Source organism: Pantoea agglomerans (assembly GCF_020149765.1).
Classification (GTDB): Bacteria; Pseudomonadota; Gammaproteobacteria; order Enterobacterales; family Enterobacteriaceae; genus Pantoea; species Pantoea alvi.
The window spans coordinates 86473-102644 of record NZ_CP083809.1; the positions used below are offsets into that span (position 1 = coordinate 86473).

The 16172-nt window shown below is 59.1% G+C and carries 14 protein-coding genes; 8 read left to right on the forward strand and 6 right to left on the reverse strand.

Features of this window, described 5'->3' with window-relative positions; all coding sequences use genetic code 11:
• Positions 1–67: 67 nt before the first annotated feature.
• Entirely contained in the window at positions 68–406 is a 339-nt protein-coding gene (locus LB453_RS02830; protein WP_103796201.1) for a DUF413 domain-containing protein, read from the forward strand.
• Positions 407–434: 28 nt separating this feature from the next.
• On the opposite strand, the gene LB453_RS02835 is transcribed toward LB453_RS02830, so the two are convergent.
• The gene (locus LB453_RS02835; RefSeq protein ID WP_103796202.1) at positions 435–1955 is read right to left on the reverse strand and encodes a YifB family Mg chelatase-like AAA ATPase; all 1521 of its coding nucleotides are present in this window, start codon (positions 1953–1955) and stop codon (positions 435–437) included.
• 329 nt (positions 1956–2284) lie between these two features.
• On the opposite strand from LB453_RS02835, the gene ilvL reads away from it, so the two are divergent.
• From ilvL to ilvA, 6 genes are all read left to right on the forward strand, one after another.
• A complete protein-coding gene (ilvL, locus tag LB453_RS02840; RefSeq protein ID WP_071813600.1) occupies positions 2285–2383 on the forward strand; it encodes an ilv operon leader peptide in 99 nt (32 codons plus the stop codon).
• 149 nt (positions 2384–2532) lie between these two features.
• The gene (gene ilvG / locus LB453_RS02845; RefSeq protein ID WP_103796203.1) at positions 2533–4179 is read left to right on the forward strand and encodes an acetolactate synthase 2 catalytic subunit; all 1647 of its coding nucleotides are present in this window, start codon (positions 2533–2535) and stop codon (positions 4177–4179) included.
• Entirely contained in the window at positions 4176–4439 is a 264-nt protein-coding gene (gene ilvM, locus LB453_RS02850) for an acetolactate synthase 2 small subunit (protein WP_103796204.1), read from the forward strand. Before ilvG ends, ilvM begins: the two co-directional genes overlap by 4 nt.
• Before the next feature lie 12 nt (positions 4440–4451).
• Positions 4452–5381, forward strand: a complete 930-nt coding sequence (locus LB453_RS02855; protein ID WP_033792780.1) for a branched-chain amino acid transaminase — start codon at positions 4452–4454, stop codon at positions 5379–5381.
• 60 nt (positions 5382–5441) lie between these two features.
• A complete protein-coding gene (gene ilvD / locus LB453_RS02860) occupies positions 5442–7292 on the forward strand; it encodes a dihydroxy-acid dehydratase (protein ID WP_103796205.1) in 1851 nt (616 codons plus the stop codon).
• 3 nt (positions 7293–7295) lie between these two features.
• On the forward strand, positions 7296–8843 hold the full coding sequence (ilvA, locus tag LB453_RS02865) for a threonine ammonia-lyase, biosynthetic (RefSeq protein ID WP_103796206.1): 1548 nt from the start codon (positions 7296–7298) through the stop codon (positions 8841–8843).
• Here the strand turns inward: ilvA and ilvY are convergent, their stop codons facing one another.
• A complete protein-coding gene (ilvY, locus tag LB453_RS02870; RefSeq protein WP_103796207.1) occupies positions 8844–9725 on the reverse strand; it encodes an HTH-type transcriptional activator IlvY in 882 nt (293 codons plus the stop codon).
• A 162-nt stretch (positions 9726–9887) separates the two neighbouring features.
• On the opposite strand from ilvY, the gene ilvC reads away from it, so the two are divergent.
• On the forward strand, positions 9888–11363 hold the full coding sequence (ilvC, locus tag LB453_RS02875; RefSeq protein WP_103796208.1) for a ketol-acid reductoisomerase: 1476 nt from the start codon (positions 9888–9890) through the stop codon (positions 11361–11363).
• Positions 11364–11441: 78 nt separating this feature from the next.
• Here ilvC and LB453_RS02880 read toward each other — a convergent pair whose 3' ends face one another.
• The 4 genes from LB453_RS02880 to yhjD form a co-directional block, all read right to left on the reverse strand.
• Positions 11442–12440: an aldo/keto reductase gene (locus LB453_RS02880; RefSeq protein WP_224481588.1), complete on the reverse strand. Its 999-nt coding sequence runs from the start codon at positions 12438–12440 to the stop codon at positions 11442–11444.
• 81 nt (positions 12441–12521) lie between these two features.
• Positions 12522–13442, reverse strand: coding sequence for a LysR family transcriptional regulator (locus LB453_RS02885; protein WP_103796210.1), 921 nt, complete (start codon positions 13440–13442; stop codon positions 12522–12524).
• An 80-nt stretch (positions 13443–13522) separates the two neighbouring features.
• The gene (locus LB453_RS02890) at positions 13523–14857 is read right to left on the reverse strand and encodes an MFS transporter (protein ID WP_103796211.1); all 1335 of its coding nucleotides are present in this window, start codon (positions 14855–14857) and stop codon (positions 13523–13525) included.
• A 275-nt stretch (positions 14858–15132) separates the two neighbouring features.
• On the reverse strand, positions 15133–16149 hold the full coding sequence (gene yhjD, locus LB453_RS02895; RefSeq protein ID WP_103796212.1) for an inner membrane protein YhjD: 1017 nt from the start codon (positions 16147–16149) through the stop codon (positions 15133–15135).
• Positions 16150–16172: the final 23 nt, after the last annotated feature.

Genomic DNA, 16172 nt, shown 5'->3' on the forward strand with positions numbered 1-16172 from the left:
CTGTCAAGCCTATCTAATACTCCGCGCCATTAATAGCTCGGCCATAAGAGAATCAGGAGCGTGTAAGATGGCGGAAAGCTTCTCAACCACAAATCGTTTCTTTGATAACAAACATTATCCGCGCGGTTTCTCGCGGCATGGTGATTTCACCATTAAAGAAGCCCAATTGCTGGAACGTCATGGTTTCGCTTTTAACGAACTCGATTTAGCAAAGCGTGAGCCGACTACTGAAGAAGAGCGTCTTTTCTTAGAAGTATGTCGTGGTCTGCGTGAGCCGCAAACCGAAGCTGAGCGAGTATGGTCTAAATATACCGCTCGCATTAAGCGTCCAAAACGTTTCCATACGCTTTCAGGCGGCAAGCCGCAGATGGATACGGTGGAAGACTACAGCGACAGCGATGACTAAACAGAATGGGGCGATCAGCCCCATTTTTTTATTCCAGGCTGCGATGCAGATGGATCATCAATCGATCAATGCTGCGATAGGCGACCGCCTCCTGCAGATGCGCACGTAAAACCCGCTCTTCACCTGCCAGATCGGCAATGGTCCGCGCAACCTTAAGAATGCGTTGCCATGCCCGTACGGATAACCCCAGCTGATTCAGCACCTCTTCCAGCCATTCCGCATCCTCGCGGGCGATATCACACCACCTCTTGATCTCAATGTTGCTCATATGCGCATTAATCTTGCCTGCACGCGCCATTTGCAGCATGCGAGCCTTTATCACCCGCTCGCTGACGCTGGCTGAGCTCTCACCAGCCTCCCGGCGTCCGCTCAGCATCCCGCTCGGCAGCAGCGGGACCTCAATCGACAGGTCGAAGCGATCGAGAAAAGGGCCGGATAGCTTGCTCAGATAGCGCAGCACCTGCTGCGGTGAACAGCGATTATGCTGTCCCTGATAGTGGCCGGTCGGGCTAGGGTTCATGGCGGCGATGAGCTGAAAGCGCGCCGGATAGGTGACTTTCGCGCGGGCGCGGGAAATGGCGATTTCGCCAGACTCGATAGGTTCGCGCAGCGCATCCAGCACGCGTCGATCAAATTCCGGCAGTTCATCCAGAAACAGCACGCCGTTATGCGCCAGCGAAATCTCCCCAGGTCGAGGCAGCGATCCGCCGCCGATCAGCGCATAGAGTGACGCACTATGATGCGGCGAGCGAAAAGGGCGTTTCCGCCAGGCTTTTTGCAGCCGGACCTTGTCCACCAGGCTGGCAATAGCGGCGCACTCCAGCGCCTCTGCGTCGCTGAGCGGCGGCATAATGCCGGGCAGCCGCGTAGCCAGCATCGTCTTGCCTGTGCCGGGAGGCCCCATCAGCAGCAGGTTATGACCGCCCGCTGCGGTAATCTCCAGCGCCCGGCGCCCCTGCTCCTGACCGATTATGTCGCTCAGGTCTTCCGCTGGCTCTTCAGGCCCATCCTGCTGAGATTGAGCGCGCGCCAGCTCGCCCTGGTTTTGCAGCCAGGCACAGATCTCCAGCAGATGCGCAGCAACCAGCGTATCGCCATGCTGGATCAGGCCAACATCCGGCTGATTCTCCGTCGAGACGATCAGCTGCCGCCCGGCCCGCATCGCCGCCATAGCCGCCGGAATGGCGCCCTGAACGCCGCAGAGCGCGCCGTTGAGCGCCAGTTCGCCCACAAACTCATGCTGCGCCAGTTTCGCCTCTGGAAGCTGTTCAGACGCGACGAGAATAGCGAGCGCCATCGGCAGATCGTAACGTCCGCCCTCTTTAGGCAGATCGGCGGGGGCCAGATTGATGGTGATGCGCTTCGCCGGAAAGCTGAAGCCGCTGTTTATGATGGCGCTGCGCACCCGTTCGCGCGCCTCTTTTACCGTGGTTTCGGGCAAGCCGACCAGCGTCAGCGCGGGCAGGCCGCTGCTGATATGCGCTTCCAGGGTCACCAGCGGCGCCTCGACGCCTAGCGCCGCTCGGGTAAGAACTCTCGACAGTGTCATAACCGCTCCTTAACGCGGCGATTATGAAGCGGTGGAACCATGACGACGAGGCCAAAGGATTCATCTGTCGGCAGACGCCGCAATAAATCGACGGGGCGTTCAGCCCCATACATTTTTTCTGAAGCTACCTGACAAATAGCCCGCTTAATTATTGCGTCACGGACGTGATGAATATTTATCACGCATAAAATATGCGTTTATTTACAGTGTGATACCTGCTTATCGCCCCAACGGTCATAAAAAAAAGCGATGGAAAAAGTTGTCATCGCACCGCTAACTGTGATAACTCTGTAGGTATTACTTCGAACAAACGAAAAAACAGACAACAGATGAAAGCCCTTCTACAAGTGATTAGCCTAGTCGTGATTAGCGTGGTGGTGATTATTAACCCACCGTGCGGGGCTACGCTTGGAGAAAGAAAGGCTTAAAAATCAAGCCTGGAATTCGAAAAACCCCCGCACCGTAAGGTCCGGGGGTTTTTTTTCGACCAGAGCAAATATCAGCTAATTACCGAGGAGCAAACAATGAGCAGTAGCATAAAATTCTGTTGTTCCCCTAAGGATACAGGAGAATAACCATGACAGGTGCACAGTGGGTAGTTCAGGCTTTACGCGCGCAGGGTGTCGACACCGTATTTGGCTATCCTGGCGGCGCCATCATGCCAGTGTACGATGCGCTCTACGATGGCGGCGTGGAACACCTACTGTGTCGTCATGAACAAGGCGCGGTGGTCGCGGCGATCGGCTATGCCCGCGCGACCGGAAAAACCGGCGTCTGCATTGCGACCTCGGGCCCTGGCGCGACCAACTTAATCACCGGCCTGGCCGATGCGATGATGGACTCAGTGCCGGTCGTCGCCATCACCGGTCAGGTCTCGTCGGCATTTATCGGCACCGACGCCTTTCAGGAGATCGACGTGCTGGGCCTGTCGCTGGCCTGCACCAAACACAGCTTTCTGGTTGAATCGCTGGAAGAGCTGCCCTCCGTAATGGCTGAGGCCTTCGCTATCGCTCAGTCAGGCCGCCCTGGCCCGGTGCTGGTCGACATCCCTAAAGATATTCAAATCGCCAGCGGCGAGCTGAACCCGCATCTGCTGCCGGTCGAAGAGCCGATCGCCCATTCGCTGCAGCATATCGAAGCGGCGCGTGCGCTGATGGCGCAGTCGCACAAGCCGATGCTCTATATCGGCGGCGGCGTCGGTATGGCGCAGGCGGTTCCCGCACTGCGCGCTATGGCGCAGGAGACCGGCATCCCTGTGGCCGCCACACTGAAAGGTCTCGGCAGCGCCGATAGCGAAAGCGAGGTCTACCTGGGCATGCTGGGTATGCACGGCACCAAAGCCGCAAACCTGGCGGTTCAGTCGTGCGATTTGCTGATTGCCGTCGGCGCGCGCTTCGACGATCGCGTAACCGGCAAGCTCGATACCTTTGCGCCGCACGCCAGCGTCATTCACATTGATATCGATCCGGCCGAGCTGAATAAACTGCGCCGCGCGCACGTTTCGCTGCAGGGCGATATGAATCAGATCCTGCCCGCGCTGAGTATGCCGATGCAGATTGCGGGCTGGCGCGAAGAGGTGAAGGCGATGAAAGCGGAATTCAGCTGGCGCTACGATCATCCCGGCGAGGCGATCTACGCGCCACTGCTGCTGAAGCAGCTCTCCGATCGTAAACCCGCCAGCGCCGTTATCACCACCGACGTCGGCCAGCACCAGATGTGGACCGCCCAGCATATGAACTTCAGCGCGCCGGAGAATTTCATCACCTCCAGCGGCCTGGGCACCATGGGCTTCGGCCTGCCGGCTGCGGTAGGCGCGCAGGTTGCCCGTCCCGACGACACCGTGATCTGCGTGTCGGGCGACGGTTCAATCATGATGAATATCCAGGAGCTGGGCACCATCAAACGTAAAAAGCTGCCGGTGAAAATCCTGCTGCTGGATAACCAGCGCCTCGGCATGGTGCGCCAGTGGCAGCAGCTCTTTTTCGATGGTCGCTACAGCGAAACCATACTGACCGACAACCCCGATTTTCTGACGCTGGCCAGCGCGTTTGATATTCCAGGCCAGCGTATTAGCCGTAAAGATGAGGTCGACGCCGCCCTTGATGCTCTGCTGAACAGCGAAGGTCCTTACTTCCTGCATGTTGCGATTGATGAGCATGAAAACGTCTGGCCACTGGTGCCACCCGGCGCCAGCAACGCAAACATGATGGAGAAAACCGTATGAATCAGCATCAATTGTCTATCGAAGCTCGCTTTCGCCCTGAAATATTGGAGCGCATTTTACGCGTCGTCCGTCACCGCGGTTTTCAGGTCTGCGCCATGAACATGGGCGCGGCGGCTAACAGCGAGAACATTAATATTGAAATGACCGTTGCCAGCCAGCGCTCAGTCGATTTACTGTCTTCCCAATTAAACAAATTAATGGATGTCGCCAGCGTCGAGATCCAGCAACAAACATCACAACAAATCCACGCCTGGTCGTGAAAGGAAATAAGAATGAGCACGAAGAAAGCAGACTTTATTTGGTTCAATGGCGAGATGGTTAAGTGGGAAGACGCAAAGGTCAGCGTGATGTCCCACGCACTGCATTACGGTACTTCTGTGTTTGAAGGCGTGCGCTGCTACGACTCGCACAAAGGCCCGGTGGTGTTCCGTCACCGTGAACACATGCAGCGTCTGCACGACTCAGCCAAAATTTATCGTTTCCCGCTGAAATACAGCGTGGACGAACTGATGGAAGCGACCCGCAAAGTACTGCGCGACAACAATCTGAAAAGCGCCTACATCCGTCCGCTGGCCTTTGTCGGCGACGTCGGCCTGGGCGTGAACCCGCCGGATGGCTACACCACCGACGTGATCATCGCCGCCTTCCCGTGGGGCGCCTATCTGGGCGCTGAAGCGCTGGAAAACGGCATCAATGCAATGGTTTCTTCATGGAACCGCGTTGCGCCGAACACCCTGCCGACCGCGGCGAAAGCAGGTGGCAACTATCTCTCCTCTCTGCTGGTGGGCAGCGAAGCGCGCCGTCACGGCTATCAGGAAGGCATCGCGCTGGACACCAACGGCTATATCTCCGAAGGCGCTGGCGAAAACCTGTTCGAAGTAAAAGACGGCATCCTGTTTACGCCGCCGTTCACCTCTTCCGCGCTGCCTGGCATTACCCGCGACGCCATCATCAAGCTGGCGCAGGATATGGGCATTGAAGTTCGCGAGCAGGTGCTGTCGCGCGAATCGCTCTATCTGGCCGATGAGATCTTTATGTCCGGTACCGCTGCAGAAATCACGCCGGTACGCAGCGTCGACGGCATTCAGGTTGGCGAGGGCAAACGCGGACCGGTAACCGAGAAAATCCAGAAAGCCTTCTTCGGCCTGTTCACTGGCGAAACCGAAGACAAATACGGCTGGCTGGATCAGGTTAACCCATAACAAGAGAGTCACGCGGGCGCAGCTGTTCCCGCGTCATTTACAGACTGGAGTAAACAGAGCATGCCTAAGTACCGTTCCGCCACCACCACTCATGGCCGCAATATGGCGGGTGCCCGTGCCCTGTGGCGCGCCACAGGAATGACCGACGCCGATTTCGGCAAGCCGATTATCGCCGTGGTCAACTCATTCACCCAATTTGTGCCGGGCCACGTCCACCTGCGCGATCTCGGCAAGCTGGTCGCCGAGCAGATCGAAGCGGCGGGCGGCGTGGCGAAAGAGTTCAACACCATTGCGGTGGATGACGGTATCGCCATGGGCCATGGCGGCATGCTCTATTCGCTGCCGTCGCGCGAGCTGATCGCCGACTCGGTGGAATACATGGTTAACGCGCACTGCGCCGACGCCATGGTCTGCATCTCCAACTGCGACAAAATCACCCCGGGAATGCTGATGGCGTCGCTGCGCCTCAATATTCCGGTTATTTTCGTTTCCGGCGGCCCGATGGAAGCGGGGAAAACCAAACTTTCTGACAAGATCATCAAGCTCGATCTGGTGGATGCGATGATTCAGGGTGCGAACCCGAACGTCAGCGACGCCGAGAGCGAGCAGATTGAACGCTCCGCCTGTCCGACCTGCGGCTCCTGTTCCGGTATGTTCACGGCTAATTCCATGAACTGTCTGACCGAAGCGCTGGGTCTGTCGCAGCCGGGCAACGGCTCGCTGCTGGCCACCCACGCCGACCGCAAGGATCTGTTTATCAACGCCGGTAAGCGCATCGTTAATCTGACTAAACAGTATTACGAGCAGGATGATGAGCGCGTACTGCCGCGCAACATCGCCAGCAAAGCGGCCTTTGAAAATGCCATGACGCTGGATATCGCGATGGGCGGTTCCACCAACACCGTACTGCACCTGCTGGCGGCGGCGCAGGAAGGCGAAATCGACTTCAATATTTCCGACATCGATCGTCTGTCGCGCAAGGTACCGCACCTGTGCAAGGTCGCGCCGAGCACGCAGAAATACCATATGGAAGATGTCCACCGCGCTGGTGGCGTTATCGGCATTCTCGGCGAGCTGGATCGCGCGGGCCTGCTGCATACCGACGTACGTAACGTGCTGGGCCTGAACCTGCGTGAAACCCTGGATCAGTACGACATCATGCTGACGCAGGATGAAGCGGTGAAGAAAATGTTCCGCGCCGGTCCGGCAGGGATTCGTACCACCCAGGCGTTTTCGCAAGACTGTCGCTGGGACACGCTGGATGACGATCGTCAGGACGGCTGTATCCGCACGCGCGAACATGCGTTCTCCCAGGATGGTGGTCTTGCGGTACTCTACGGCAACCTCGCCGAAGATGGTTGTATCGTCAAAACCGCTGGCGTCGACAAAGAGATCCTGACGTTTAAAGGCCCGGCAAAAGTCTACGAAAGCCAGGATGACGCAGTCGAGGCGATTCTCGGCGGCAAAGTGGTTGCGGGCGACGTTGTGGTAATCCGCTACGAAGGGCCGAAAGGTGGCCCGGGCATGCAGGAGATGCTCTATCCAACCACCTATCTGAAATCGATGGGGCTCGGCAAAAGCTGCGCGCTGATCACCGACGGTCGCTTCTCCGGTGGCACATCCGGCCTGTCGATCGGCCACGCCTCGCCGGAAGCGGCCAGCGGCGGCACCATTGCGCTGGTAAAAGATGGCGACATCATCGAAATCGATATCCCTAACCGCGGCATCAAACTGGCGGTGCCGGACAACGAACTGCATGCGCGCCGCGAAGAGGAAGAAGCGCGCGGCGAGGCGGCCTACACGCCGCACGGCCGCGTGCGTCAGGTCTCTTTCGCGCTGCGTGCCTACGCATCGCTCGCCACCAGCGCCGACAAAGGCGCGGTGCGCGACAAGAGCAAGCTGGGAGGCTGACCGATGGCTGAGGCTCAACCGCTACCTGCGTCGCCCTGCGGCGCGGAATATCTGCGCGCCGTGCTGCGCTCGCCCGTGTATGAAGTCGCACAGGTGACGCCGCTGCAAAAAATGGAAAAAATTTCATCGCGTCTCGGCAACACCATTCTGGTGAAGCGCGAGGATCGGCAGCCGGTACACAGCTTCAAGCTGCGCGGCGCCTATGCGATGATCGCCGGACTGAACGAAGAGCAGAAAGCGCGCGGCGTGGTGACGGCGTCGGCCGGCAACCACGCGCAGGGCGTGGCGCTCTCCGCCAGCCGGCTCGGCATCAAATCGCTGATTGTTATGCCGGTCACCACGGCAGACATCAAGGTAGAGGCGGTGCGCGCATTTGGCGGTGAGGCTTATCTCTACGGCGCTAACTTCGACGAGGCGAAAGCCAAAGCGATTGAGCTGGCGGAACAGCAGGGTTACACCTTCGTGCCGCCATTTGACCATCCGGCGGTCATCGCCGGTCAGGGCACGCTGGCGATGGAGCTGCTGCAGCAGGATGCGCATCTCGATCGCGTCTTCGTGCCGGTTGGCGGCGGCGGCCTGGCGGCGGGCGTGGCGGTGCTGATCAAACAGCTGATGCCGCAAATCAAAGTTATCGCGGTAGAGTCGGAAGACTCTGCCTGCCTGAAGGCGGCGCTCGAGGCGGGCGAGCCGGTGGATCTGCCGCGCGTCGGGCTGTTTGCCGAAGGCGTGGCGGTAAAGCGTATCGGCAGCGAAACCTTTCGCCTCTGCCAGGCGTACCTCGACGATATTATCACCGTCGACAGCGACGCTATCTGCGCGGCGATGAAAGATCTGTTTGAAGACGTGCGCGCAGTAGCGGAGCCGTCGGGCGCGCTGGCGCTGGCGGGTATGAAAAAATATATCCAGCAGCACGACATCAAAGGCGAGCGCCTGGCGCACGTGCTGTCAGGCGCTAACGTTAACTTTCACGGCCTGCGCTACGTCTCCGAGCGCTGTGAGCTGGGCGAACAGCGTGAAGCGCTGCTCGCCGTCACCATCCCGGAACAGCAGGGTAGCTTCCTGAAGTTCTGCCAGACGCTGGGCGGCCGTGCGGTAACGGAGTTTAACTACCGCTATGCCGACGCCGACAACGCCTGCATCTTTGTTGGCGTGCGCCTGACGCGCGGGCTGGAGGAGCGCAGCGAAATCATCAGCCAGCTGACGCAGGGGGGCTATCAGGTGGTGGATCTCTCTGACGACGAGATGGCGAAGCTGCACGTGCGCTATATGGTGGGCGGACGTCCGTCGAAGCCGTTGCGCGAACGCCTGTTCAGCTTCGAATTCCCGGAGGCACCCGGCGCGCTGCTGAAGTTCCTGCAAACGCTCGGCACCCACTGGAATATCTCGCTGTTCCACTACCGCAGCCACGGCACCGATTACGGCCGCGTGCTGGCGGCCTTTGAGATCGGCGACAACGAACCGCGCTTTGAATCACATCTTACCGAACTGGGCTATGACTTCCACGACGAAGCCAATAACCCGGCGTTCCGCTTCTTCCTCGCCGGCCAGTAACTACAGCAGGTGCCAGAAGGCGTGAATCAGCGGCTCCCCGAGCCGCTTTTTTTGTACGCACACGCCCAGCTCCAGCGGCGCCACCGACTCGACATTCTCCAGCGTCAGCACGCGATTGCGCACCGGCTCCGGGCTATTTTCCAGCACTACATCCGGTAAAAGCGCGATGCCGCACCCGAGCGCCACCATCGACACAATCGCCTCATGACCGGAGACCGTGGCGTAAATCTGCGGATTAGGAATGCGACGCCGCCGAAACCAGAGATCGATGCCGCGCCGCGCCGGGCCTTGATCGGGCAGGATAAAAGGGATGTGCGCCCAGTCGGGCGTCGGCTGGGTCGCCTGGCTGCGCACCGGGCAGGGCAGCGCGGGGGCAATCAGCACCAGCGGGATCAGTCCCAGCGGCGTAAAGTCGATGCTGGCGGGCAGCGACTCGGGTCTGCCAGCAATAGCCAGATCTGCTTCGCCCGACTGCACCATTTCGATGGCGTCGGCGGCGTCGCCGGTGGTCAGCTTGATCTCTACCTGCGGATGCTCGGCGCGGAAGCGATCCAGAATCGGCGGCAGATGGCTGTAGGCGGCCGTCACCGAGCAGAACAGGCGCAGCTCGCCGCTCAGCGACGGGCCGTTAAGATCCATGACGTGGCGCAGCTGCTGATACTGCAGCAGCGTCTGCTGCGCGAACTGGCGCAGACGTTCGCCCGCCTCGGTCAGGACCACGGTGCGGTTATCGCGCAGAAACAGCGCGTGCCCCACATCCTCTTCGAGGCGCTGGATCTGGCGCGAGAGCGTTGACGGGCTGACGTGCATGGCGCGCGCCGTACGGCCAAAATGGCAGCTTTCGGCCAGATGAAGAAACAGCTTCAGATCTCGTAAATCCATTCGCCTTGACCTCTACAGTGGTATTGCAAATTATGCAATGTAACCTTGCTAATATATCAATTTAAGCAACGGATTTCCTGTCATATGATGGGGTCATTCGCGGCGCTGTAAGCAGCGCCGTTACCAGACAAAAACAAACATAACATCTGACCGGAGTGCCCCATGGCTAACTACTTCAACACACTGAATCTGCGCAACCAGTTAGCGCAGTTAGGCAAATGTCGCTTTATGGCGCGCGATGAATTCGCCGACGGCGCCAGCTTCCTGAAAGGGAAAAAAGTGGTCATCGTGGGCTGTGGCGCGCAGGGCCTTAACCAGGGTCTGAACATGCGTGATTCCGGTCTGGATGTCGCCTATGCGCTGCGCGCCGAAGCGATCGCCGAGAAGCGCGCCTCCTGGCGCAAGGCCACCGAGAACGGCTTTAAAGTCGGCACCTATGAAGAGCTGATCCCGCAGGCCGATCTGGTGGTCAACCTGACGCCGGACAAACAGCACTCTGCCGTAGTGCAGGCGGTACAGCCGCTGATGAAAGATGGCGCGGCGCTGGGCTACTCGCACGGCTTTAATATCGTTGAAGTAGGCGAAACCATCCGTAAAGACATCACCGTTGTTATGGTGGCGCCGAAATGTCCGGGCACCGAAGTGCGCGAAGAGTACAAGCGCGGTTTCGGCGTACCAACGCTGATCGCCGTCCATCCGGAAAACGATCCGAAAGGCGAAGGCATGGCGATAGCCAAAGCCTGGGCTGCCGCGACCGGTGGCGACCGTGCGGGCGTGCTGGAGTCCTCTTTTGTGGCGGAAGTGAAGTCAGATCTGATGGGCGAGCAGACTATTCTGTGCGGCATGCTGCAGGCCGGTTCGCTGCTCTGCTTCGACAAGCTGGTGGCGGAAGGTCACGACGCGGCCTACACCGAAAAACTGATCCAGTTCGGCTGGGAAACCATCACCGAATCCCTGAAGTTCGGCGGCATTACCCTGATGATGGATCGCCTCTCTAACCCGGCAAAACTGCGCGCTTATGCGCTGTCAGAGCAGCTGAAAGAGATTATGGCACCGCTGTTCCAGAAGCATATGGACGACATCATCTCCGGCGAATTCTCATCCGGCATGATGGCTGACTGGGCTAACGACGACAAAAACCTGCTGACCTGGCGTGAAGAGACCGGCAAAACTGCGTTTGAAAATGCGCCGCAGTATGAAGGCAAAATCGACGAGCAGGAGTACTACGATAAAGGCGTTCTGATGGTGGCAATGGTGAAAGCGGGCGTTGAGCTGGCGTTCGAAACCATGGTCGACGCGGGAATTATCGAAGAGTCCGCTTACTATGAGTCGCTGCACGAGCTGCCGCTGATCGCCAACACCATCGCGCGTAAGCGTCTGTATGAGATGAACGTGGTGATCTCCGACACCGCCGAGTATGGTAACTACCTGTTCTCCTTCGCCGCAGTACCGCTGCTGAAAGAGTTTATGACCACGCTGCAGCCGGGCGATCTGGGCAAAGCGATTGAAGGCACTCAGGTTGATAACGCGCAGCTGCGCGACGTCAACGAGGCGATTCGCCAGCATCCGATCGAAGCGGTTGGCCGTAAACTGCGCGGCTACATGACCGATATGAAGCGTATCGCCGTCGCCAGCTAAGCCAGACACCACTCTTTTCAGCACTGCAAAACCCCGGCTTGCCGGGGTTTTGCTTTTCAGGCCCTCACTTCTTTCACCTCAGGCATTCACGCCCTTCATCCCCTCTGCCGAATAGCGGGCGCCCTGCACCTGAACGCGCTGGTGGAGGGCGTTCAGCAGCGCCACGTCCGCCGCCTCCAGAGCCACCTGCGCCGCCTGGGCATTTTCCATCAGGTAGGCGATCCGTTTCGTGCCGGGGATCGGCACCAGCTTCGCGTACTGCGCCAGCAGCCAGGCCAGCGCTATCTGACCTGGCGTGCAGCCATACTTCTCCGCCAGTGGCCGCACTGCGCTCAGCAGCGCGGCGTTATGATCGAGGCTGGCCTGCTGAAAGCGCCCGTTATTTTTACGGAAGTCGCCTTCAGCAAAGTCGCTGTTGCGCAGATATTTGCCGGTCAGGAAACCGCGTCCCAGCGGCGAGTAGGCAACAAGGCCGATATCCAGCGCCTTAACCGTTGGCAGGATCGCCTCCTCAACGTCGCGCGTCCACAGGGAATATTCGGTCTGCAGGGCGGCGACGGGATGAACGGCGTGCGCGCGGCGCAGAGTCGCGGCAGAGACTTCGCATAGCCCGATATGGTTTATCTTTCCCTCCTTCACCAGGCGGCTCAGGCACGCCATGCTCTCTTCAATCGGCGTCGCCTGGCTGACGCGGTGGAGGTAGAAAAGATCGATACGCTCAACGCCCAGTCGCTTAAGGGAGTCGTGGCAGCAGCGGGTAATATAGTCCGGCCGGTTATTGATGGTGCGGCTGTAAGCCTCGTCGGGCGCGCGTTCAATGCCGCACTTGGTGGCGACCTTAAACCGGGCGCGCGTGGCGCTATTCAGTCCGGCAAGAAACTGCCCGATAAGCGTTTCATTGTGGCCGCGTCCATACTGATCCGCCGTATCAATAAAGGTCTGGCCCAGCTCGATAAGTTTATGCAAAACACGCAGCGACTGCGCGTCGTCCGCAGCGCCGTAGAATTCGCTGAGGCCCATTGCGCCATAGCCAATGGCGCTCACCTCTAAGGTTTTTGCTAAGTCACGCGTTTTCATTATCCCTCCTGTTGTCCTGTTGCGATTCTTTCACCAGGGGGAGCAGCAGGGAATTGCTGTTTTTGTGATGCTGAAAAGGTATTAAGGCGCGCCGTCGCTCAGCCTCGCCAGCGCCTGCAGGAGCGCCGGACGCACGTCGTCATGGCGCGTGGCGGCGTAGACGTCGATATTCAGCTGCTGCGCCTGGCTATCGCGCAGCGGCCGATAGCACAACCCGGCCTGATTAAAGGCGCACTTTGACTGCGGCAGCAGGGCGAATCCCTTGCCGCGGGCGATATGCGCCAGCATCGTCAGGGTATCGTCAGGCTCTTTAACCTTTTTCAACGGCGCTGGCAGCTGCGCGAAAACTTTCTCGCATTTATCGTAGAAGGCGGGGTTGGCGCGCCTGGCAAACCAGAACAGCGGCAGATCGCTGACCTCATCGAGCGAGACCTGATGCTGGCGACTGGCGGGGTGCGTGGTCGGCAGCGCGATAAGCAGCGGCTCGCGGCAGATCCAGCGATAGCGGACGCTCTCTTCATTGCCTGCGCCTTTCTCGCCGGTCAGCACCAGATCCAGCCTGTTCTGCGTCAGACACTGCAGCAGCCGGGCGGAGGTCAGATCGGGCGAGTCGATATCATCGCCGGCATTCAGCTGCGCCAGCCGCGCACCGACAGGCGGTATACGGGTAAAGTCCAGCGTTCGGGTCAGCCCGATGCGCAGACGCGCCTGACGGGAGAGAGCGTCGGCGTGAAGGGCGCTGAGAGCCTCGAGAATGCTCTCCGCTCTGGCGACCAGCGCGCGCCCGGCCTCGGTCAGGCTCACCGCGTGGGTGCTGCGGCTAAAAAGCTGCTGGTGGAGCAGGGCTTCCAGGCTCTGAATATGACGCGTCAGCGGCGGCTGGGTCATGCTGAGGCGCTCGGCGGCGCGGCGAAAATTGAGCTCGTGCGCGACGGCGAGGAAACACTGGAGTTGTTTAACGCTGGGAAGGGTATTGCTAATCAGGTGAGCTGCCGTCGCCATGGTTCTTTTCCTGCATAACGAAACAGCGGGAACTATACCATGAGGTAAAACCCGGCCTTAGCCGGGTTTACTGTTTCCTGTTACACCGCTTCGTAGAGCGTCTGATGGCGCGTCTCTTTACAGGCGATCAGCGCAATCAGCGTCAGCGCTGCCATCGAGGCCAGGTAGTAGCCTACCGCCTGCAAACCGTAGTGGGCGTTGAGCCAGGTGGCGATATAGGGCGCAACCGAGGCGCCGAGAATCGACGACAGGTTGTAGGAGAAAGAGGCACCGGTATAACGCACTTCAGTCGGGAACAGTTCCGGCAGCAGCGCGCCCATCGGGCCGAAGGTCAGCCCCATCACGCTCAGGCCGAGCAGCAGGAAGGCCATCACCAGCGCTTGTGAACCGGAACCCAGCATCGACGGGAACAGGAAGGCGAAGGCGATAATCATCAGCGTAATCACGATCATGGTCTTACGGCGGCCAAAGCGATCCGCCAGCAGACCAGCGATCGGCACCATCACGCCGAAGCCAATAACCGCCATCATCAGCATCCAGAGAAAGCTGTTGCGCGAAAAGCCGAGGCCCGTTGGCGCCGGCGCGGTGCCGTAGCTCATTGAGTAGACCGTCATAATGTAGAACAGCGTATAGGTCGCCAGCATGATAAAGGTGCCGAGGATGGTCGCGGTAAGATGCTTGCTCAGCAGCGCAGCGATCGGCACCCGTACCTGTTTCTTCTCTTTCTGCACCTTCGCGAAGACCGGGCTTTCATGCAGCGAAACGCGCACATAGAGGCCGATAATCACCAGCACCGCCGAGAGGATAAAGGGCACGCGCCAGCCCCACTGCATAAACTGCTCGTCCGTCAGCAGCCAGGAGAGCAGCAGAAAAGTGCCGTTGGCGAAGAAGAAGCCGATCGGTGCGCCCAGCTGCGGAAAAGAGCCGTAGAGCGCGCGTTTTTTCGCCGGCGCGTTTTCCGTCGCCAGCAGCGCCGCGCCGCCCCACTCACCGCCGAGGCCCAGCCCCTGGCCAAAACGCGCCAGCGCCAGCAGCAGCGGCGCCGCGACGCCAATCGACTGGTAGCCCGGCAGCAGGCCGATAATCACGGTAGAGATGCCCATCGTCAGCAGCGAGGCCACCAGCGTCGCCTTACGGCCCACGCGGTCGCCGAAGTGGCCGAAAAGCGCAGAGCCGATCGGGCGCGCCACAAAGGCGATGGCGAAGGTCGCCAGCGACTGCAGCGTCGCCACGGTATTATCGCCCTGCGGGAAGAAAATATGAGGAAAAACAATCACCGCCGCCGTGGCGTAGATATAGAAATCGAAGAATTCAATGGCGGTACCGACCAGCGAGGCCACCACGACCTTGCCGCGAGAGTTTACCGGCGTTTCGTCTTGTGACTTTTTCAGGGATTCTGTGATGGAGGCTTGCATAACTGTTTCTTAATTGTAAATAGAGACCAGGAATATTACGCACCTCCCAGAGCGCATTCAACGCTGATAAACCGCGTCAGAACGGGCTTTTTCGGCGAAAAAGTGGATAATTTGTGCTGAAATGGAAAGCGTGGATTAAGGCAGGGAGAAGCCCACCTTTTGCAGCGGGAATCTCTATAAAAGGGGTAAATAAAAGTGACCCTTCAGCTATTCATCCTGCTGTCTGGTTGAAAAATAGCCGAAGGGAGAAATTTTTCGCTGCCGGTAACCTTTTTTTACACCTGACGATGCGAGGCGCGACGCGAGTCCGGCATTTGCGGATCGTCTTTATACTTCGCGGTGGCGATCCAGGCGGCGCAGAACAGCGTCAGACGGGCGAAGAAGTAGAAGAACGCCATCAGACCCAGCACCGAGCCGAAGGCGGCACCCGAGGGCGACGAAGCGAGCTTGGGCAGCGTCAGCGTCATCACGAACTTGATAACCTCAAAGCCGATCGCCGCCAGCAGCGTGCCGCGAAACAGCGCTTTCTTACGCGGCTTGTGGCGCGGCAGGATCCAGAAAATCCACAGGAACAGCAGATAGTTGGCCATAATCGAAATGGCCAGCGCTATGGCGGTCATCGCCGGGCGCAGCCACTCGATATCTGCCAGCCCCAGCGCGTTGACGATTGCTGCCTGCGCCGCGCCAGCGATAGAGGTCAGCGACAGGGTGATCACCAGCGCCAGCATCAGGCCGATCAGCGAAATCAGGTCGCGCAGATACTTTTTCCAGAACTTCTCCTGATCGTCCGGCGTGCGCTCCCAGACGTCGCGCGACTGGGCGCGCACCGCTTCGCGCAGGTTGCCCATCCAGTTAATGCCGGAGTAGAGCGCCAGCAGCAGACCGGTAATACCCACGGTGGCGCGCTGCTGGATGGCGGTGTTTACCGTATTCTTCAGCGTCGTAGCGAGCGTAGGATCGCTGATGCTGTTAACGATCTTCGTGATCAGCTGCGACAGCAGATCCTGGTTCGACGCCAGCACAAACCCGACGGCGGCGAAAGAGACCATCAGGATCGGGATGAGCGATAAAAACGAAAAGTAGGTAATGGCCGCGCCGAACTGGCTGCCCAGGCGATCGTTGAAGCGCTCCAGCGCGCGAATAAAGTGCGCCACCGCCGGAATCGCCTGAAACCAGGCGGCAAAGCGCGATACGCGACGAATCGAGCCGTCAACGGTTTTATTGCCGGTCTGAATATCGATCAGCGGTTTAGGTTGCTCGGGATTATTCGGGGTTTCCTGTTTGTCCGTCATAGACAGTTATCATCCTGCTTTAC